This is a genomic window from Paracoccus aminovorans (assembly GCF_900005615.1).
Taxonomy (GTDB): domain Bacteria; phylum Pseudomonadota; class Alphaproteobacteria; order Rhodobacterales; family Rhodobacteraceae; genus Paracoccus; species Paracoccus aminovorans.
This window is the reverse complement of sequence record NZ_LN832560.1, coordinates 123,568-143,081: the sequence shown is the minus strand read 5'-3', so window position 1 is coordinate 143,081 and position 19,514 is coordinate 123,568. Positions and strand designations below refer to the sequence as shown.

Genomic DNA, 19,514 nt, shown 5'->3' with positions numbered 1-19,514 from the left:
GTCGTTTGCGGCGGGACCGGCAGACGGTCCCGCCGGGTTTCGGATCATTCGGGCAGCTGGAAGAACCAGTTGCTGAACAGCACCACGCAGGCGCCCGCGATCAGTGCCAGATAGGGCAGGATGCCGGCGCGGCGCGGGCCCAGGTCGCCATGGTCGGTCAGGCCCAGGTCCTCCATCGCCTCGCGCGGGAAATGGCCCTTGTCCTGGACATAATGGCGGAACCAGAACACCGGCAGGATGAAGCTGGCGAAGATCAGCCCCGACCACAGCGCGCCGGAATAGCCCCAGACCTTGGCGCCGGCGCCCAGGAACATGGCGTTGACGAAGGCCAGGCAGGTGTTCAGCCCGATCAGGAAGGTCGGCGCCTTCCACGGCCGTTTCAGGTGCGGGCTGTCGATGCGGTGGATCCAGCCGGCGTTCAGGTTCATGAAGTTGAAGGTCAGGTAGCCCACGTTCGAGATGGCGAGGACGTAGAAATAGCCCGTCGCGTCCGAGGCCAGCGCCAGCAGGAAGACGTTGAAGCCCAGGTCGGTCCACATCGCGTTGGTGGGTGCGCCATGTTCGTTCACATGGCCCAGGAAGCGCGGCAGCCAGCCGTCGCGCGAGCCCTGGTAGAGCGTACGCGAAGAGCCAGCCATGGCGGTCATGATGGCCAGGAACAGCGCCAGGATCATCAGGATCACCAGGATCTGGGTGATGACCGCCCCGCCCTTGACCAGCCCGGCCAGGGCCGCGCCGACGCCGGTGCCGTCCACGATCTCGGGCGCCAGCATCCCTTCATGGCCCAGCACGCCCTGGAAGGCGAAGGGGATCAGGAAGAAGAAGACGATGCACAGCAGGCCCGAGAAGAAGATGGCCTTGAAGGTGTCGGTCTCGGGGTTCTTGAACTCGGCGGTATAGCAGACCGCGGTCTCGAAACCGTAGGTGGACCAGGCGGCGATGTACATCGCGCCCAGGAACAGGGTCCAGCCGCCGATGTTCCAGGCCCCGTCCAGCGGCGAATAGGCGGCCGCCGGCGGCACGATGCCGGTGACGTTCATGCTGTTGATCGAGCCGTTCAGCAGCGGCACCAGCCCGACCAGCAGCAGCGGCACCAGCACGATGATCGCCATGACGCGCTGCGCCTTGGCGGTCGACGAGATGCCCCGATGCTGGATCGCGAAGATGATCAGCATCAGGATCACGCCGATGACGAAGGTGGCGTTGAAATGCAGCGTGCCGAGGCCCGGGATCTTCAGCGCCAGGGCTTCCCAGGTGCGGAAGGCGGGCGTCAGCGCGGCCACGCCGTCGGCCTGGGCCACGGCCTGGATCGCCGCGTCCGTGGCGGTGCCGGGATTGGCGGCGATATAGTCGATCACCGCCTGCGTCTGCGCGGTGTAACTGGCGATATTCGCCGTCACCCACTCCATCACCGGCTGGCTGCTGGCCAGCGGGATCGGGAACAGCGAGTTCAGGATATAGCCGGCGGCGATAGCGCAGCCCAAGGACAGCACCGGCGACCAGGCGAACCAGTTGCACCAGACCGACAGCGGCGCGATCAGCTTGGAATAGCGCAGCCAGGCCGTGGCGCCATAGACCGAGGCCCCGCCCGACTTGTTGCCGAACATGCCCGCCATCTCGGCATAGGTGAAGCTTTGCAGGAAGCCCATGCACATGGACAGCATCCAGACGACGAAGGCCGCCTTGCCGGCGACGCCCGCGATGCCCCCGATCGAGAACAGCACCAGCGGCGGCACGCCCGCCGCCACCCAGAAAGCGCCGCGCCAGTCAAGCGTGCGATGCAGCGATCCCTGCCTGACTGCCCCGTCTGCCGCGTCCGTCCCGGCCAGCGAACTGGACGTTGAGTGTTCAACCATTGTCGCATTTCCCTCTTGGACAAGCCGTCCTCGGACCCCGATGCTGTCCTGGCGGGACTGGCTTGGGTTTGACCTCGCCGGGGCACCTCCCATGCCCCGGCGAAAGAGTGCGGGTCCGGCAGAACAACCCAGGGCGATTCCCTTCCCGATGCCGGGAACGGCCTGTCCTGGTGCCGGTCGCCAACCACGCGCGGGGCGTGATGTTTCGGCGCCGGCCGACGTCGTGGCGACGTCTGGCTGCAATCATGTCGAACCTCCCTGTGATGGCGCCGCGGTTTCAGGACCGCGGTCGTTCTTTCTTCGGGTCGTAATGCGGGAAGGCGGTGATGCGCGCGGGCAGGCGCTTCTGCTGCCCGTCGAGCTTGCCGACCTCGATTTCAGTGCCCTCGTCCGCATGGGTCACGTCCACGCGGGCCAGGGCGATCTGCTTGTCCAGAAGCGGCGACCACATGGCCGAGGTGATCTCTCCGATCTGCGCCCGGCCGATATGCAGGCAATCGCCGTGATGCGCCGGGATGCGGCTGTCGATCTCGATCCCCACCAGCTTCCAGCGCGGGCTCTCCTTGCGCCGGATCAGCGCCTCGCGGCCGACGAAGTCGTCGGTCTTGGTCTTCAGCGGCACGGTGAAGCCGACGCCGGCCTCGAACGGGTCGGTCTGGTCGGTGAACTCGTAATCGGCGAAGACCAGCCCGGCCTCGATGCGCAACAGGTCCAGCGCCGCCAGGCCCATCGGCCTGATGCCATGGGGCGCGCCGGCTTCGGCCACGGCGGCAAAGACCTCGGCCCCGTCCTTCGGGTGGCAGAAGATCTCATAGCCCAGCTCGCCGGTGTAGCCGGTGCGCGAAACCACGACCGGGGCGCCGTTCGGGCCGCCCGTCCGGCCGACGGTCCAGCGGAACCAGCCCAGCTCCGGGATCGCGGTCTGGTGCGGCGCGGTCCAGATCGCCGCGTTCATCACCTCGCGGCTTTTCGGCCCCTGGACGGCCAGGTTGTGCAGCTGGTCGGTCGAGGAGCGGATCATCACGTTCAGCCCCAGCGCCTCGGCCTGCTCGCGCATCCATTCGCCGCCGTAATCGGTGCCGCCGATCCAGCGGAAGCGGTCCGGCCCCATGCGGAACAACGTGCCGTCGTCGATCATGCCGCCATGCGGATAGCACATCGAGGAATAGACCACCTGGCCCACGCCCAGCTTCTTGACGTCGCGGGTCAGCACCCATTGCATCAGCGCCTCGCTGTCCGGGCCGGTGACCTCGAACTTGCGCAGCGCCGACAGGTCCATGACCGCCACGCCGGTCCGGCAGGCGCGGTATTCCTCTTCGGGCGAGGAATTTGGGAAGGTGTTCGGCAGCCAGAACCCCTTGTATTCGATGAAGTCGCGGGTCAGCGCGGCGAAACTGTCGTGGAAGGCGGTCTGGCGGGTCATGATCGGCTCTGATTCTGGCAGCGGCCGCCAGGCGACGGCACGCTGGAAGCGTTCGCTGGCGGCATAGCTGCGGACGTGGATGTCCGAGAGATGCCAGCCATTGGCGGCGGTGGTGTCGTCGGGGCAGGCGGAGCTGACGCAGACCACGTCGGTCAACGCCCGCAGCAGAACGTAATCGCCCGGCCGCGACCAGGGCTCGTCCGTCATCAGGACGCCATGGTCGTCGATCCAGGTGTTGAAGAAGAAATTCGCCGCCATCCAGCCCTTGCGCGGATCGACGCCGTATTCAGCCAGCGCACCGTTGAAATTGTCCGAGCAGTTGGCATGGCCGGGATAGCCGATGTCGTCGTAATATTTCGACGAGCAGGCCATGGCAAAGGCGTCGTGGCGGCCGCAGGTGTCCTGCACCACCTCGATCAGCGGCTCCATGTCCTGGTCGAAATATTTCGCATGCAGGCCGGGCATGGCGTAGCTGTGGCCCAGGATGGTGCGGGTCGTGGTGACGTCCAGCGGGTTCTGGACGCCGCGATCCAGCTTGCGGGCGTCGAAACACTGGAAATCCGTGCACTGCCGGCCATCCACGTCCAGGATCTGGATATATTCGCCGGCCCGGACCAGATAGGCCTGGGCCGTGGCGGATTTCACCCGGATGTCCAGGATCGGATCGGCCAGCGGGTCGGGCAGCTCGAACCCCTGCTTGGCGCGAGGGCTCGCGCGGTCGATCAGCAGCGTCAGCGGCGTGGCGGTGGCGCCGGTCTCGGGGTCCATCGGATCGGCGGGCGCGGCCACGATCAGCCAGCCCGCATCCAAGGCGGTGAATTCGGCGCTGTCGCCGGCGGGGCTGGCCTCGCCGAACAGCGTGATGGCGCAGGGGCGCGACAGGTCGATGCCCCGGGCGGCGATCCCGCGCGCCAGCCGGGCCAGGCTTTCCTCGCCCGAGGACAGGGCGCGGCGCAGCCCGTGCGGCTCCTCGCCGGCCGGGCCCAGCAGGCCGGGGCGGGCGGTCATGTCCACGGCGACCAGTTCCGCGCGCTGACCGCCCTCGGCGTTGACGATGGTGACGCGGTCGTTCCGGGCCAGCGGCACCAGCAGTGCGCCGCCGCCCGCGACGGTATGGCGTTCGCGTGCGGGCGCGTGCCCCACGGCCGAAGCGACCCGCAACCCGCTGGGTCGGGGCGGCCCGGGCCGGATCAGAGTGGGATAGGTGATGGTGCTCATGCGAGCCTCCATTGCCGAAAAAAGACGGGGCGGTGACGAACACCGCCCCAGTCGGGGGGGTCAGTTCTGGAGATAGACTTCCATCGAGTCGTCCAGCGCGTCTTTCCAGGGCGTATGGTGCACCGGCGCCATGGTGCCGGTGATGACCGAGCGATAGCAGTGGTTGCGGAAGGCCATGATGTCGACGGCCTTGTGATGCTTCCATTCGTAGAAGGCCGCGCAGGCGCCATCGACGTCGAAGCTGGGATAGTCGGTCTCGGCGATCAGCTCCTTTACATAGTCGCCCTGATACTTGATCGCGTATTTCACGTCGTCGCTGGCTTCCTCGCGGGCCTCGCGCTCGGCCACGTCAGCCAGCAGCACCTGCTTGTCCTGCGGCACCTCGATGCGGCCCATGATGATGTCGCGCACATACCAGGCCTGGGCGTCGAACATGTTGAAGGTGAACCACTGGTCCTGCATGCCGACATAGAACATGCGCGGGTTGTGGGCATAGACCACGCCCTTGTAGAGGTCCGCCGTCGCCAGCCGGTTCGCCGTCTTCAGCCGCAGATCGTCCGGCAGGAACGGGAAATAGTGCTTGTAGCCGGTGCAGAGGATGATGGCGATCGTGCGGCTCGATCCGTCGCTGAAGAACACGGTCTTGCCCTCGACCCGCACCATGGCCGGCTTTTCTTCCCAGTTGTCGGGCCATTTGAAGCCCATCGGCGCCGAGCGATAGCAGGAAGTCACCGATTTCGCGCCGTATTTCCAGCATTGCGAGCCGATGTCCTCGGCCGAATAGCTGGAGCCGACGATGAGCACGTCCTGGCCCTCGAACTCGCGGGCGTCGCGGAAGTCGTGGGCATGGGTGATGCGGCCGTAGAACTGGTCGAAGCCCGGATATTCCGGCACGTTCGGCGACGAGAAATGCCCCGAGGCGACGATGACGTGGTCGAACCGCTCCTTGTAGACATGATCCTTTTTCATGTCGTGCACGGTGACGGTGAAGTCGTTGGCGTCGGCGTCGAACTCGATCCAGCGGATCACCGAGTTGAAGCGGATCCAGTCGCGGACCCCGGCCTTCAGCACCCGGCCCTCGATATAGTCGAACATCACGGCGCGCGGCGGATAGGATGCGATCTGCTTGCCGAAATGCTCCTCGAAGGAATAGTCGGCGAACTCGAGCCCCTCCTTGGGACCGTTGGTCCAGAGATAGCGATACATCGAGCCATGCACCGGCTCGCCGTGCTCGTCGGTGCCGGTGCGCCAAGTGTAGTTCCACAGCCCGCCCCAGTTCGACTGTTTCTCGAAGCAGACGATCTCGGGGATTTCGGCGCCCTTGCGGGCGGCGGATTGGAAGGCCCGTAACTGGGCAAGCCCGGAAGGGCCAGCGCCGATGACGGCGACTCGCTTTGTCATTGTCTTGCTCCCTGCGGTCCGGACCAATTTATGGTTCCGTTTTATTTGGCATGAACCAATTAGAGAGATTGGTTCCTCGTTGGTCAAGAATTTTTATTGTGAAGAAGAACGCTTCTTTGAAATTTTGCCGAAGTCGGCAAGGATCCGGGCAGATAGGGGATGAACATGAGCATATCTTTGGCACAGCGGCTGGCGATGGCCGGCAGCCTGCCGCGAAATCTGCATCACGCCGCCACGCCGGTGCGAATCGGCTTTCTCGCCCCTCTCAGCGGGCCGTCGGCGCCCTGGGGCAAGCCGGGGCTGGAGGGCTGCCTGATCTGGGCGGACTGGGTGAACGAACAGGGCGGGCTGATCGTCGGGCCGCGCCGGCGCCGGGTCGAGATCCTGGCCCGCGACGCCGCCATCAGCCCGGTCGAGACGCGGGTGGCGGCGATGGAGCTGGTCGAGCGGGCGGGCGCGCAGGTGATCCTGACCCTGGGCGGGGATTCGCTGGCGCCGGCGCTGCCCTGGCTGATGGCGCATCGCGTGCTGACGACGACGCTGCTGCCCTTCGACCTGTCGCCCGAGACGCCCAGCCTGATCGCCCCGGCCGAGGTGCATCCGATCTATGTGGTGACGGGGGTGGAGTGGCTGGCCGCGACCCGGCCCGAGCTGAAGCGCGTGGCCATGTGCGGCCAGGAGGACATGCTGGGTCAGCCCGGGCTTGCCAGCTATCGGGCCGCGTTCAAGGCGGAAGACATGCAGATCCTCCGCGAACTGCGCTATCCGCGCGATGCCTGCGACGCCGAGGCCATGGTCGCCGCCATGCTGCAGGACGATCCCCAGGTGCTGTGCTGGGGCTCGTCCGAACCGCATATGGTCCATGCCCTGACCGAGGCCGCCTTCCACGCCGGTTTCCGCGGTCCGATCCTGTCGGCGACCGGGGACAACTACAGCCGGCTAGTGGCGCGCACCTCACTGGATTTCATGGAGGATTTCATCTTCCACTTCCCCGATTTCGACGATCCGGCGCTGGCCGGCACCGCCTTCTTCTTTCGCCAGCCCGCCGCCTTTCATGCCGCCTATCAGCAGCGTTTCCCGGGCCATTGGTCGGCGGTCAGCTGGGAATATGCCGCGGCGCTGGACCTGTGGCAGCAGGCGGTCGAGATCGCCGGCACCACCGAGCCGCTGACCGTGCTGGATTCGATGAAGCGGGGCGGGCAGATGATGCAGGTCTTCGGCCCCGCGCGCTGGTATGGCGAGGCGCTGTTCGGCATCGACAACGCCCTGATCGGCAGCTGGCCGGTGGTGCGGGTCATGCAGGGCGTCGCGCGGATCGCCGGCTTCGGCTCGGTCCTGGATTGGCTGGACCGGCACGAGGCGCTGCTGTTGCGCGAAATGGAGGCGCAGGGGCTGCTGTGGCAGCAGCGGGCCGAATTGCGCGGCCGCGACCTCAGTTCTCCTGCATGAGCAGGCGCTGTTCCTCGATCAGCATTTGCTGGACCAGCTCGGTCGCCTCGGCGATGTCGCGGCCGACCAGCGCGTTCAGCAGCGCGGCATGGACCTGGCGCTGGTAGGCCATGCGCTCGGGCGTGGTCAGCCGCCGCAGCATGGCGGCGCGATGGCGCTGGCGGCGCGCCTTCACCACCAGGTTGTAGCAGGCGATCAGCAGCGGATTGCAGGTTCCTTCGGCCAGTTTCTGCTGGAAATCCTCTTCGCAGCGGGTGAACTGCGCCGGGTCCGAGGTGGCGCGCATTTCGTCCAGAATGCGGGCCAGGGCCTCAATGCCGGCCGAGGACATGTGCAGAACGGCCAGCCGCGCGATCTCGGGTTCCATGATGCCGCGCATCACATGCAGGTGCAGCGGCCCGGTGGCGGCGGCGACGGGAACGGCATTGTCCCAATGCTCGGGTTCGGCGACATAGGAGCCGGCGCCGGCGCGGCGGGTGATCAGCCCGCGCTGCTCCAGGATGTCCAGCGCCTCGCGCAGGGTATTGCGCGCGACCTGCAGGCTGGCGGCAAGCTGGCGCTCGGAGGGAAGCCGGCTGCCCCGCGGGTATTCCCCCGCCGCCAGCCGCGCACTGAGCGCATCCACCACCATCTGCACCGTGGAACCAAGCCCGGTCTTGCTGGGCGTGGAGGGTTGCGATGATTGGGGGAGCGATGACAAAATGCAGACTCCGGTTTCAATACGCCAGTTGTAGCGTGTCGATCCGGGGTCTGCTAGTCCAAAAGGGAACCAATTGAGCCAATTCTGCCTCACCGTGGCAAAGTGGACCGCGTGGTTCAGATGTCCAGGGTGTGATCCCGCTCCCATTGGGTCAGGTGCGAGGCATAGGCGTTCCACTCTTTCATCTTCATTTCGATGAAGGATGCCGAGAACTCCTCGCCAAGCGCCGCCTTCAACTCGGTATTCTGGTCAAAGGCGCGGATGGCGTCCAGCAGGTTCAGCGGCAGCTTGGGCGCGTCCTTCACCATATGGCCGTCGGCATACATGTCGATGTCCAGCCGCTTGCCGGGATCGCATTTGTGGCGGATGCCGTCCAGGCCGGCGGCCATGATCACGGCATGCAGCAGGTAGGGGTTCGAGGCTCCGTCCGGCAGGCGCAGTTCGATCCGGCCCTTGCCCGGCACGCGGACCAGGTGGGTGCGGTTGTCGCCCGACCAGGTGACCGAGTTCGGCGCCCAGGTCGCCCCCGACGAGCTGCGCGGCGCGTTGATGCGCTTGTAGCTGTTGATGGTCGGGTTGGTGATCGCGGCCAGCGCCGAGGCGTGCTTCATGATGCCGCCCAGGAAGTGGTGGCCGACCTCGGACAGGCCCAGCTCGTCGTTGCCGTCGTAGAAGGCATTGGTCTTGCCGTCCAGGCTCCAGCCCGAGATATGGGCGTGCATGCCCGAGCCGGTCAGCTCCAGGAACGGCTTCGGCATGAAGGTCACGCGCAGCCCGTGCTTTTCGGCCACCGACTTCATCATGAACTTGAAGAAGGCCAGCTTGTCGGCCGTCGCCAGCGAGTCGTCGTATTTCCAGTTCATCTCGAACTGGCCGTTCGCGTCCTCGTGGTCGCTCTGGTAGGGTTCCCAGCCCAGTTCGATCATGTAGTCGCTGACTTCCGAGATGACGTCATAGCGGCGCATGATCGCCTGCTGGTCGTAGCAGGGCTTGGCGGCGGTGTCGCGGGTGTCGGCGATGCGGTCGCCTTCGGGCGTCAGGAAGAAGAATTCCGGCTCGACCCCGGTCTTGATCCGCAGGCCTTCCTTTTCCATCTCGGCGATCACGTTGCGCAGCACGTTGCGCGGCGCCTGCGGCAGCGGGCTGTCATACATCGCGGGGTTGGCCGCGACCCAGGCCACCTCGGGCTTCCAGGGCAGCTGAATGACGGTGTCCGCATCCGGCATGCCCAGCATGTCCGGATGGGCGGGGGTCAGCACGAAACCGCCCGCGAAACCTGCGAAACCGGCACCGCCGGAAACGACATTGTTGATCATGTAGGTCGGCACCAGCTTGGCGCGCTGCGCCCCCACCAGGTCGGTGTAGGACACCATGAAATACTTGACGCCTTTTTCCCGGGCGAATTCGGCAAGATCGGTCATTTGGATTGGTCCCTGTTGAATTACGGAAAAGCCGGGGCGGGGTGCATGCCCCGCCCTTCTGGTCTTGTCAGAAGCCGCTCTGACCAGGGATCCAGTTGGTCCCCGCCAGAGGCACGCCGGCCATGGCGGCCGCCTCCAGCGTCAGGGCGCACAGATCCTCGGGCTCCAGGTTGTGGACGTGGCTCTTGCCGCAGGCTCGGGCGATGGTCTGGCATTCCAGCGTCAGGACCGCAAGGAAGTTGCGCAGTTTCCGCGCCGCCGTCACCGGGTCCAGGCGCTTCATCAGCTCGGGGTCCTGGGTGGTGATGCCGGCCGGGTCCTTGCCCTCGTGCCAGTCGTCATAGGCGTCGGCGGTGGTGCCGAGCTCGGCATAGGCGTCGCCCCATTTCGGGTCGTTCTCGCCCAGGGCGATCAGCGCCGCGGTGCCGATGGCGACCGCATCGGCGCCAAGCGCCAGCGCCTTGGCCACGTCCGCGCCCGAGCGGATGCCGCCCGAGACCACCAGCTGCACCTTGCGATGCATGCCCAGGTCCTGCAGCGCCTTCACCGCGGGACGGATGCAGGCCAGCGTCGGTTGGCCGACATGTTCGATGAACACGTCCTGGGTCGCGGCGGTGCCGCCCTGCATGCCGTCCAGCACGACCACGTCCGCGCCCGCCTTGACCGCCAGCGCGGTGTCGTAATAGGGGCGGGCGCCGCCGATCTTGATGTAGATCGGTTTTTCCCAGTTGGTGATCTCGCGGATCTCCAGGATCTTGATCTCCAGGTCGTCCGGGCCGGTCCAGTCGGGGTGGCGGCAGGCGGAACGCTGGTCGATGCCGATGGGCAGGTTGCGCATCTTGGCCACGCGCTCGGTGATCTTCTGGCCCAGCAGCATGCCGCCGCCGCCCGGTTTCGCACCCTGGCCGACCACGATTTCAATCGCATCGGCGCGGCGCAGGTCGTCGGGGTTCATGCCGTAGCGCGAGGGCAGATACTGATAGACCAGCTTCTCGGAATGGCCGCGTTCCTCGTTGGTCATGCCGCCGTCGCCGGTGGTGGTCGAGGTGCCGGCCATGGTGGCGCCGCGGCCCAGGGCCTCTTTCGCCGGGCCCGACAGCGCGCCGAAGGACATGCCGGCGATGGTGACCGGGATCTTCAGCTCGATCGGCTTCTTGGCGAAGCGGGTGCCGAGCGTCACCGAGGTGTCGCAGCGCTCGCGATAGCCTTCCAGCGGATAGCGGCTGATCGAGGCGCCCAGGAACAGCAGGTCGTCGAAGCTGGGGACCTTGCGCTTGGCGCCGCCGCCGCGGATGTCATAGATGCCGGTGTCGGCGGCGCGGCGGATTTCCGAGTTGATGCTGGGCGAATAGGTATAGCTCTCGCGCGGCAGGGTTTGGGGGGTCTTGTCCATGATGTCCCTCATCAATAGGCACCAGCGTGATCGACGTTGAAGTTGTAGAGCTTGCGGGCCGAACCGTAGCGCTTGAATTCCTCGGGCTTGGCATCGGCGCCGGAACGCTCGAGCAGGTCCTTCAGGATCTCGATATGCTCGGGGCGCATCTCTTTCTCGATGCAATCCGCGCCCAGCGACTTGACCGAGCCGCGCACGAACATCCGCGCCTCGTAAAGCGAGTCGCCAAGCGCGTCGCCGGCATCGCCCAGCACCACCAGGTTGCCCGACTGCGCCATGAAGGCCGACATGTGGCCGACATTGCCGAAGACGACGATGTTGATGCCCTTCATCGAGATGCCGCAGCGGCTGGAGGCGTTGCCCTTGATGACCAGAAGGCCGCCATTGCCGGTGGCGCCGGCATATTGGCTGGCATCGCCGTCGATGATGACGGTGCCCGACATCATGTTCTCGGCCACGCCCGGACCGGCCGAGCCCTTGACCTTCACGGTGGCCTGCTTGTTCATGCCGGCGCAGTAATAGCCGGTCGAACCCTTGACGGTCACCTCGATCGGCGCGTCCAGGCCGACGGCGATGGCATGGGCGCCCTTCGGGTTCTCGATCACCCATTCGGTCTGGTTGGTCTGGGCGGCCTGCGCTTGCAGGGCCTGGTTCAGCTCGCGGAGCGGGGTGGTGGAAAGGTCGATAGTCTGCATGTCAGCGTTCCCAGAAATAGACGGTGGCAGGCTCGGGCTCCCAGACGCGGGCGTTTTCGATGCCGGGAAGGTTGGCCAGGGCGCGGTATTCGCTGCCGAAGGCCACATAGTCGTCGGTTTCCGCCATGACGGCGGGCTTGCAGGCGATCGGGTCGCGCACGACGCCGAAGCCGTTCTTGGTGCCGACGACGAAGGTGAAGAACCCGTCCAGGTCGTCCAGCGTGCCTTCCAGCGCCTGGCCCAGGTTGGCGCCCTCGGCCAGCCGCGACGAGATGTAGCAGGCGGCGACCTCGGTGTCGTTCTGGGTCTGCGGCTTGAAGCCCTTCTCGGTCAGGATGCGGCGCATCTGGTTGTGGTTCGAGAGCGAGCCGTTATGCACCAGGCACTGGTCGTCCCCGGTCGAAAACGGGTGCGCGCCCAGCGTGGTCACGGCGCTTTCGGTGGCCATGCGGGTGTGGCCGATGCCGTGGCTGCCGGCCATGTCGCGCACGTGGAAGCGGGCGGCCACGTCCTTGGGCAGGCCGACTTCCTTGAAGATCTCCATCGAATGACCGGCGCCCATGACGCGGATGCCCTTTTCGGCCATGAAGGCGCGGGCCTGGGCCTCGCTGCCCTCGGGCAGGGTCAGCACGGCGTGGGTGTCGATCACGCGGATGCTGACGGGACCGTCCAGCGCCAGCGACAGCGCGCTGTCGAGCCCGTGGAAGGTTTCCTCGGGCGTGTCCGACTGGATGGTCATCTTCAGTTTGTTGCTGTCGTCACCATAGATCGCGATCCCGGCGCTGTCGGGGCCGCGGTCGGTCATGGTGATCAGCATGTCTGTCAACAGGTCCCCAAGTTTGGGGTGCAGTTCCTCGTTCTTCAGGAACAGGCCAACGATGCCGCACATGTTCTCTACTCCATTCTGGTCCATGGAAGGCTCTGAAGAAATTTATTCACTGGAATGCCTCTTTCTTCAAGAGAAACTTTCTCGCTGGGAGAAATGTTTTCCTGACGGGAATTCCGTGCCAAAAAATCCAGCAGTTTCATGGATCTTCGGGCAGGCCGCGGAGCGAGCGTCCGGCAGATGATAGCGCGCAGGGGCCGAGACGCACCGAAATTTTTCCGACGGATGCAAGATCGTTCAGCTGCGGCATTGAGTCGCTGCATCGCAGCACGGTCCCGGGCGGCGCGCGACGGCGGCGCGCCGGGGCCGCGGTCAGCGGTCGCCGGGGTAGAACTTGTCCTCGCGGCTGTCGCCGAACAGGTGCCGGCTTTCCAGGAATTCGCGCTGGTCGCGATAGAAATCCATCAGGAAATCCCATTCCCGCGCCGGCGGCACCGCCTCGTCATAACCGATGCGGCGGCGGATGGTCTGGGCGATGGTGCCGACCTTCTCGCGCGCCTCTGCCGATTTCGGCGGCACGCGCAGGATCTCTTCGAGCACCTGCAGCTCGTAGCGGCCATAGACGTCCAGATGGGCGGCGGTGAACTCATAGCCGCGCCGGGTCTCGACCGTGGAAAGATCGGGCAGCAGCGCGGCGCGCGGCGTGTCGACGACGATGGTGTCCGCCAGCATGTCGCCCAGCCGCTGCTTGCGGCGGTTCAGGACCGGCACGAACAGCACGCCGATGAACCAGGCCAGCAGCAGCAGGTTCAGCACCCCCCTGGTGTCGGCGGCGCCGAAGATGGTGGCGATGGGCAGAAAGACCTCGACCTCTTTCATCAGGTTGCGCGCGACGATCTGGTGCGGGGTCAGGCGGCGGCCATCCAGGCTGACCACCCGGATGCCGACGATGCGCTTGCCCAGGGTGCGGCCGTTCCAGACCAGCTCGGCCAGCGCGTAATAGGGCACGCGGATGAAGAAGCTGGCCAGCGCGAAGAAGGCGGCCAGCGCCGTCCAGGTCAGCGCGCCGGCCCAAAGCAGCGCCAGCAGCAGCAGGAAGGCGCCGCCATAGGTCAGCAGGATGTCGAGCAGCTGCGCCCCGAAGCGGCTGCCGAGGCTGGCTATGGTGAAGGCGATGGGCACGCCCTCGGGCGGGACCTGCTGCCATTGCCGGCGCAGGGCGGCGGGCCGGGGCGGGCGCCGGTTGCCGGGCGCGGCCGGGGCGGCGGCGGCGCGGCTCATGCCGGCACCGCGGCGGGGCGGGGATCGCGGCCGCAGAGCGTCAGCCACGCCAGCCAGCCCAGGCCCAGCCCCCAGCCGATCGCCAGCCGCAGCGGGGTCGAGGTGACCAGCTGGCGCAGGAAGCCCTCGATCAGCGCGGCGACGACCAGCATCAGCCCGGCCAGCAGCATCAGCTTGACCGCATCGCGGCCGCGGTCGCGCAGCGCGGCGCGGCGCGGCTGCCGGCCGGGCAGCAGCAGCGCCAGCCCCAGCTGCGCCCCGCCGGCGCAGGCCAGGCAGATCGCCGCGATCTCGGTCACGCCATGGATCGACAGCCAGCCCGCGACCTCGTAGCCCAGCCCCTTGCCGGCGAAGACCGAGGTGAAGCCGCCCAGCACCAGCCCGTTGTAGAAGGTCAGCACGAAGCTGGGTGCGCAAAGGAAGATGCCAAGCGCGAAGGTCAGGATCGCGACCTGGGTGTTGTTGGAAAACAGGAACGAGGCAAAGGCGGTCATGCCGTCCTGCCCCTGGCCGGCGCCGTCGAACAGGGTCGTGCGCAGGTAGTCGGCCGAGGCTTCCGGCGTGCGGCCGTCGGCCAGGCCGGCGGGCACGAAGCTGTAGAACCAGCTGGGGTCCTGACGCACCAGCACCCAGCCCAGCACCGCGCCCAGCAGCATGGCCAGAAAGCCGATGGCCAGCGCCGGCAGGCAGCGCCGCACCGCCTGCGGGATGCCTTGGCGCAGCAGCTGCGAGAACAGCCCGCGCAGGCTTTCCTGCGGCGCATAGACCGCCAGATAGGCCCGCGCGCAAAGCGCCTCCAGATAGGTCAGCAGCGCCTTGTCCATCGAGATCGCCCGCGCCACCGACAGCGAATTCATCGCCTGGCGATAGAGGCTGGCCAGTTCCAGCGCCTGGTCGTAGCTCAGCGCCCGCGCACCGCCGCGCTCGGTCCGGTGCAGCAGCTGCTCCAGCCGGCGCCAGCCCGGCTCGCGCTCGGCGCGGAAGCGGGCCGAGCGGATGGCGTCCGGGGGCAAGGGGGCGGCGGCGGTCATATCAGCTCCTTGGCCTTGATCTCGATATAGCGCGACAGCAGGGCGGGGGTCAGCGCGCCGGGGCTGGCGTCCAGGCACAGGATCCCCAGCCGGTTCAGCTTGTCCAGCACCGCCTGCCGCTCGGCCAGGATCTGGTTCGCGGCGACGGCGCGGGCGATGGCGTCAAGCCCGTCCTCGGCCGGGCGGGTCAGCGCCAGCAGGGCCGGGTCGCGCAGCGCGACGTAAAGGATCAGGTGCTGGCGCTGCATGACGGCCAGGTTCTCGACCAGCAGCTCGGCGGTGGTGCTGTCCACGAAATCGGAAAACACCATCACCAGCGAGCGGCGCTTGAGCTTGCCGTTCAGCGTCGTCAGCCCCAGCGTGTGGTTGCTTTCCACCGCCTGCTGCTCCAGCCCGACGCAGGCGCCCTGGATGCGGCCGAAGGCGGCGCGGCCGGGGCGCGGCGGCAGGAACGGCTGCGGGCGGGCGGCGAAGCTGTAGAAGCCGACGTTGTCGCCCCCCAGCCCCGCCGCCCAGGCCAGGGCCAGGCTGGCGTTGATGGCATGGTCCAGCTTGCTGAGGTCGCCCAGCCGCTCGGCCATCAGGTGGCCGGTGTCCAGGCACAGGATGATCTGGTGGTTGCGCTCGGCCCGGGTTTCGCGGGCGACCATGGCGCGGGCGCGCGCCGAGCGTTTCCAGTCGATGCTGCGCGGGTCCATGCCGGGGGTGAAGTCGCGCAGCTGGTGGAACTCGGACCCCTCGCCGCGGGTCCGCATCAGCCGGGCCCCGTCCAGAAGCGGCAGCATCTGCGCCTGGATCGCGCCCGACAGGACGGGGCGGATATTGGGCAGGCAGGCGATGGTCAGGTCCAGCGGGCGGTTGCCGATGATCTCGAACAGCCGCAGCCGCGAGGGATAGCGCAGCGACAGCCGGGTGACGCGGCGCGGGCCGCGCTGGCGCAGCAGCAGCGGCAGGTCCAGCGCCAGCGCCTGGCCCGCGGCGGAGATGCCCATGGCGGGCGGGCTGTCGATGCCGGCGTCGTGGGTCAGCACCAGGTCCAGCACCGGCGGCAGCCGCGGCCGGGCCGAAAGCTGCAGGTGCAGCGCGACCTCGGTCCCGGAAAAGCCGCTGGCCGGCGCCTCGGCCAGGACCTGGATGCGGCGCGCGGGCAGCGACAGCAGCGCGTCCAGCCCCGCGACCGCGACCAGCGCGCCCCAGATCAGCAGCAGCGCCGGCGCGTGGCCGGGGCCGGCGGCGATGCGCAGCACGCTGGCCGCCAGCAGCACCAGCACCAGCGCGATCAGGCGCGGCGAAGGCCGCATCAGCGCGGCGCGTCCTGGCGGTTCAGGATCGCGGTCAGCACCTCGTCGGGGCTGCGGCCGTCGATCTCGGCGGTGGGGCCCAGGACGATGCGATGGCGCATGGCCGGCAGGAACAGCGCCTGCACGTCGTCGGGCAGGGCATAGTCGCGCCCGTCCAGCGCCGCCCGCGCCCGCACCGCCGCCGCCAGCGCCGCGGCCGCCCGGGTCGAGACCCCGTGCAGCAGCTCGGCATCGCTGCGGGTGGCGCGGGTCAGGTCGACGATATAGCCGACGATGCTGTCGTCCAGCCGGATCGCATCGACCAGCGCATGGCCCTGGCGCAACGCCTCGCGCGTCATCACCGCGGCCAGCGGCGCCGCGCCCTCGCCCACCGGGCGCAGGGTGCCGCGGCCCAGGATGGCGATCTCGGCCGCGCGGTCGGGGAAATCGACGACCAGCTTGAACAGGAAGCGATCCAGCTGCGCCTCGGGCAGCGGATAGGTGCCGTGCTGCTCGATCGGGTTCTGGGTGGCGATGACGAAGAACTCGGCGCCCAGCGGATGGGTCTTGTCGTCGATCGTCACTTCGCGCTCGTTCATGGCCTGCAGCAGGGCGGACTGGGTCTTGGGCGGGGCGCGGTTGATCTCGTCCGCCAGCAGGATGTCGGTGAAGATCGGGCCGCGCGTCAGCCGGAATTCGTTGGTCTGGAAGTTGAACAGGCTGACCCCCAGCACGTCGCCCGGCATCAGGTCGGGGGTGAACTGCACCCGGCCGAAGTCCAGCGTCGTCACCTGCGACAGGCATTGCGCCAGCAGGGTCTTGGCGGTGCCGGGCGGGCCTTCCAGCAGGCAGTGGCCGCGCGCGAACAGCGCGATCAGCAGGTGGTCGATCAGCGCGTCCTGCCCGGCGATGACCTTGCGGATCTCGCCGCGCAGCGCGTCAGCGAGGCTTTGGAACTCGGTCAGGGTCATGGCCATGGGTCAGGGTCTCCAGAAGGCTGCGATAGGTGTGAAGCGTGCGGGCCAGCTCGGCCGACGGCATGTGCGGCGCGCGGGTGGTCAGTGCCTCGGCGGCCTGGCGCAACGCCTCGGCCGCGGCAGGGTCGCGCCGGGCCAGATGCGCGAACAGCCGCGCCTGCCCGGCCTGCGCGGCACCGGGGCCGAAGGTCTGGCGGGCGCGCTGCGCCAGATCGGCGCGGACATAGTCGGCGACCATGCGGCCGTCGTGGCCCGAAAGCCGCAGCAGCCGCGCCTTGGTGGCGATGGCGGCGGATTTCGACTGCTCGGCTGGTGTGGCATCGGCTGCACCCAGCGGGCCGAAACGCACCGCGCCGCGCCAGAAGGCGACGCCCAGCACGATCAGCATCATCGCCCAGAGCGCGTCGAAGGGCGGATCGAAGAAACGCGCGAAAGCCTCGGCGTCGCGCTGGTAGTCGCGGCGCTGCTCGTCCTCGGCGGCCTCGTCCCAGACATTGATGTAGCTGGCATCGTAGGGGTCCAGATAGACTGGCCGGGTGTTGCCGTTCAGGATCTTGCGCAGCAGTGCCGCCGCCGCCTTGCCGTTCCGGGCCAGCGGCAGGCCGTGGTTGTTCATCAGGTCGGGGTCCGCGAGGACATAGAGCGGCGGCATGTCGGGATGTTCGCAGCCCAGCACCAGCGCGCCGCCGGCAAAGTCCAGCAGGCTGCGGCAGCCCTCGGGCAGGTGGTCCGGGTCCAGCACCTGCGGCTGGAACAGCGCGATCCGGCCCCAGGCACTGTCCTCGCTGCGAAAGCCGTCGCCGGGGCGCAGCAGCCGGGCGCCGGAGCGGCCCAGCACCTGCTCCAGCAGCGTCGGGTAGCGCGATTGCGGGATCAGCGCCGAGCGGTGCAGCACCTTGCGCGCGAAACTGCCGGCGACCCATTTCGGCAGGATCACCAGCGTCGACATCTCGTCGTATTTGGACAGCAGGTTGCCCAGATCGGTGTCGATCAGGGTGCCGGAATAGAACTGGTCGCGCGGACTGCCGCCGGTCCGCATCGGCCGCGTCAGGTCGATGTCGTGCAGCGGCAGGATCCGCAGCGCCAGGGTCTCGACCTGGGGCGACAGCCGCGGGTTGGCCTGTTCGGCGGCGATGCCCTGGCTGTCGAGCCAGGGCGCCAGCAGTGCAAAGCCCACGGCCGAGCCGTCGATCCGCCGCTCTTCGGCGTTGCGGCCGGTCAGGAACAGCAGCGCCAGCCCGCCCAGCACCAGAAGGCCGACGATCAGCAGCGGCAGGCGGCTACGCATCGGCCGGCCCTTCCCGCATCAGCACCCGCCGGCCGGTGTCCAGCGCGGCGGCGAAATCGGCATCCGCGACCGCCCGACCGCCGTAATGCGCCAGCTCGGTCGCGCGCAGCAGTCGGCCCAGGGCCGTGCGGTGGCGCCAGCCGGAGGGCAGGCGGCGGAAGGCGTCGCGCTCGGTATCGGCGCGGGCGAAGCGGGTGTCGCTGTCCTGACCGGCGGCCAGCAGGCAGTGATGCAGCAGCCGCACCAGGGCGGCGCGGCGGTCGGGCATGGCCGCGATCTGCGCCAGCAGGGTCTGCGGGTCGGCCGTGCCGTCGCCGGGCTCGACCGCCCAGCCCGCCGGAGCGGCGGGGCGCGGCCGGTCGGGGCGCGGGGCAGGGGCCAGCAGCGCGCCGGCGCCGCCGAAGCGCAGCCACAGCAGCAGCCCGACCGCCAGCGCCGCCAGCACGGCGATGGCCGGGACCGAGCCCGGCAGCGGCGGTTCCGCCGGGCGCACCGTCCCCTGCGGGCGCAGTTCGATGGCCGGCCCGTCGGCCAGGTCGCCTTCGATGGCGCCGGCATAGGTCACTTCGGTCTCGATCCCGCGGATCCGGGCCTGGGCGCGCAGCGTCCGGGCATCCTCGGCCAGGGGCGGGTCCAGCGGCTCGGTCACCCGGAAGCCCTGCTGCTGCGCATGGGCGGGAATGGCGGCCGCCGCCAGCAGAACGGCGGCGCAGCCGGCGCGGATCAGGTTCTCAGGCAAAGACTTCGGCGCTGTTCCGCGGGTTCAGCGGGTCCGGGCCGAAATTGTTGTCGCCCGGGGTGCCGCGCAGGATGGTGATGATCAGCGCGGCGATGCTGGCCAGAAAGCCGAGATAGGGGACGGCGCCGACGACGATGGTGGCCAAGTACCACCAACCCGACAGGTTGCGGTCGTGGAAGCGGCGCACGGTGACCGAGATCATCGGCAGGGCGACCACCAGATAGAATAGGCCGATCAGGCCGAAGAAGATCCAGGACAGCGTCGACGGCTCGCCCGTGCTGAAATTGAGGGTGGCGACGCCCAGCCCGACCACGACGACCGAGACCAGCGTGGTGAACAGGATGAACCACCAGTATTCGGACCGCGGAGCCCGCCCCGAGAACGTCACGTATTTTTCCTGCATGCAAATGCGGACGGCTTCTTTGAAACCCATATCTCAATTCCTTATCAAACCGAATTTCATGGCGAATATACCGCCCTTCCCCCGGGTCGCAATCGCGCAGAGGCGCGCATGTCGCGAAATTCCGTGTAAAATT

16 protein-coding genes are annotated in these 19,514 nt (G+C 67.9%); 1 reads left to right on the top strand and 15 read right to left on the bottom strand.

Going from position 1 to position 19,514, the window contains the following annotated elements:
• Positions 1-44 precede the first annotated feature (44 nt).
• From JCM7685_RS15980 to JCM7685_RS15970, 3 genes are all read right to left on the bottom strand, one after another.
• Positions 45-1,856, bottom strand: a complete 1,812-nt coding sequence (locus JCM7685_RS15980; protein ID WP_211657852.1) for an APC family permease — start codon at positions 1,854-1,856, stop codon at positions 45-47.
• 277 nt (positions 1,857-2,133) lie between these two features.
• Entirely contained in the window at positions 2,134-4,497 is a 2,364-nt protein-coding gene (locus JCM7685_RS15975; RefSeq protein ID WP_074970142.1) for a DUF1989 domain-containing protein, read from the bottom strand.
• 60 nt (positions 4,498-4,557) lie between these two features.
• Positions 4,558-5,898, bottom strand: coding sequence for an NAD(P)-binding domain-containing protein (locus tag JCM7685_RS15970; protein ID WP_074970140.1), 1,341 nt, complete (start codon positions 5,896-5,898; stop codon positions 4,558-4,560).
• 165 nt (positions 5,899-6,063) lie between these two features.
• Here JCM7685_RS15970 and JCM7685_RS15965 point away from each other — a divergent pair, with 165 nt between their 5' ends.
• Positions 6,064-7,347 (top strand): ABC transporter substrate-binding protein, encoded by a 1,284-nt coding sequence (locus tag JCM7685_RS15965; protein WP_170848969.1) that lies wholly within the window; start codon positions 6,064-6,066, stop codon positions 7,345-7,347.
• Here the strand turns inward: JCM7685_RS15965 and JCM7685_RS15960 are convergent.
• The 12 genes from JCM7685_RS15960 to JCM7685_RS15905 form a co-directional block, all read right to left on the bottom strand.
• Entirely contained in the window at positions 7,331-7,978 is a 648-nt protein-coding gene (locus JCM7685_RS15960) for a FadR/GntR family transcriptional regulator (protein ID WP_074970137.1), read from the bottom strand. The two genes, JCM7685_RS15965 and JCM7685_RS15960, sit on opposite strands and share 17 nt — an antisense overlap.
• Before the next feature lie 185 nt (positions 7,979-8,163).
• Positions 8,164-9,468 (bottom strand): type III glutamate--ammonia ligase, encoded by a 1,305-nt coding sequence (gene glnT, locus JCM7685_RS15955; RefSeq protein ID WP_074970135.1) that lies wholly within the window; start codon positions 9,466-9,468, stop codon positions 8,164-8,166.
• A gap of 67 nt (positions 9,469-9,535) precedes the next feature.
• On the bottom strand, positions 9,536-10,861 hold the full coding sequence (locus JCM7685_RS15950; RefSeq protein ID WP_074970133.1) for an FMN-binding glutamate synthase family protein: 1,326 nt from the start codon (positions 10,859-10,861) through the stop codon (positions 9,536-9,538).
• Positions 10,862-10,872: 11 nt separating this feature from the next.
• Positions 10,873-11,556 (bottom strand): GltB/FmdC/FwdC-like GXGXG domain-containing protein, encoded by a 684-nt coding sequence (locus JCM7685_RS15945; protein WP_074970131.1) that lies wholly within the window; start codon positions 11,554-11,556, stop codon positions 10,873-10,875.
• A gap of 1 nt (position 11,557) precedes the next feature.
• Positions 11,558-12,445: a class II glutamine amidotransferase gene (locus JCM7685_RS15940; protein ID WP_074970129.1), complete on the bottom strand. Its 888-nt coding sequence runs from the start codon at positions 12,443-12,445 to the stop codon at positions 11,558-11,560.
• A gap of 309 nt (positions 12,446-12,754) precedes the next feature.
• Entirely contained in the window at positions 12,755-13,663 is a 909-nt protein-coding gene (locus JCM7685_RS15935; RefSeq protein WP_083412916.1) for an RDD family protein, read from the bottom strand.
• Positions 13,660-14,694: a stage II sporulation protein M gene (locus JCM7685_RS15930; protein WP_074970127.1), complete on the bottom strand. Its 1,035-nt coding sequence runs from the start codon at positions 14,692-14,694 to the stop codon at positions 13,660-13,662. The genes JCM7685_RS15935 and JCM7685_RS15930 overlap by 4 nt, the downstream gene beginning before the upstream one ends.
• Positions 14,691-15,995 (bottom strand): DUF58 domain-containing protein, encoded by a 1,305-nt coding sequence (locus tag JCM7685_RS15925; protein WP_074970125.1) that lies wholly within the window; start codon positions 15,993-15,995, stop codon positions 14,691-14,693. The genes JCM7685_RS15930 and JCM7685_RS15925 overlap by 4 nt, the downstream gene beginning before the upstream one ends.
• A complete protein-coding gene (locus tag JCM7685_RS15920; RefSeq protein WP_074970123.1) occupies positions 15,995-16,945 on the bottom strand; it encodes an AAA family ATPase in 951 nt (316 codons plus the stop codon). The genes JCM7685_RS15925 and JCM7685_RS15920 overlap by 1 nt, the downstream gene beginning before the upstream one ends.
• The gene (locus JCM7685_RS15915) at positions 16,914-18,239 is read right to left on the bottom strand and encodes a hypothetical protein (protein WP_074970121.1); all 1,326 of its coding nucleotides are present in this window, start codon (positions 18,237-18,239) and stop codon (positions 16,914-16,916) included. Before JCM7685_RS15915 ends, JCM7685_RS15920 begins: the two co-directional genes overlap by 32 nt.
• Entirely contained in the window at positions 18,232-18,978 is a 747-nt protein-coding gene (locus JCM7685_RS15910) for a hypothetical protein (protein ID WP_074970119.1), read from the bottom strand. The genes JCM7685_RS15915 and JCM7685_RS15910 overlap by 8 nt, the downstream gene beginning before the upstream one ends.
• Positions 18,971-19,411 carry a DUF805 domain-containing protein gene (locus tag JCM7685_RS15905; RefSeq protein ID WP_074970117.1) on the bottom strand — a complete coding sequence of 147 codons (441 nt, stop codon included), beginning with the start codon at positions 19,409-19,411 and terminating at the stop codon, positions 18,971-18,973. The genes JCM7685_RS15910 and JCM7685_RS15905 overlap by 8 nt, the downstream gene beginning before the upstream one ends.
• Positions 19,412-19,514 lie beyond the last annotated feature (103 nt).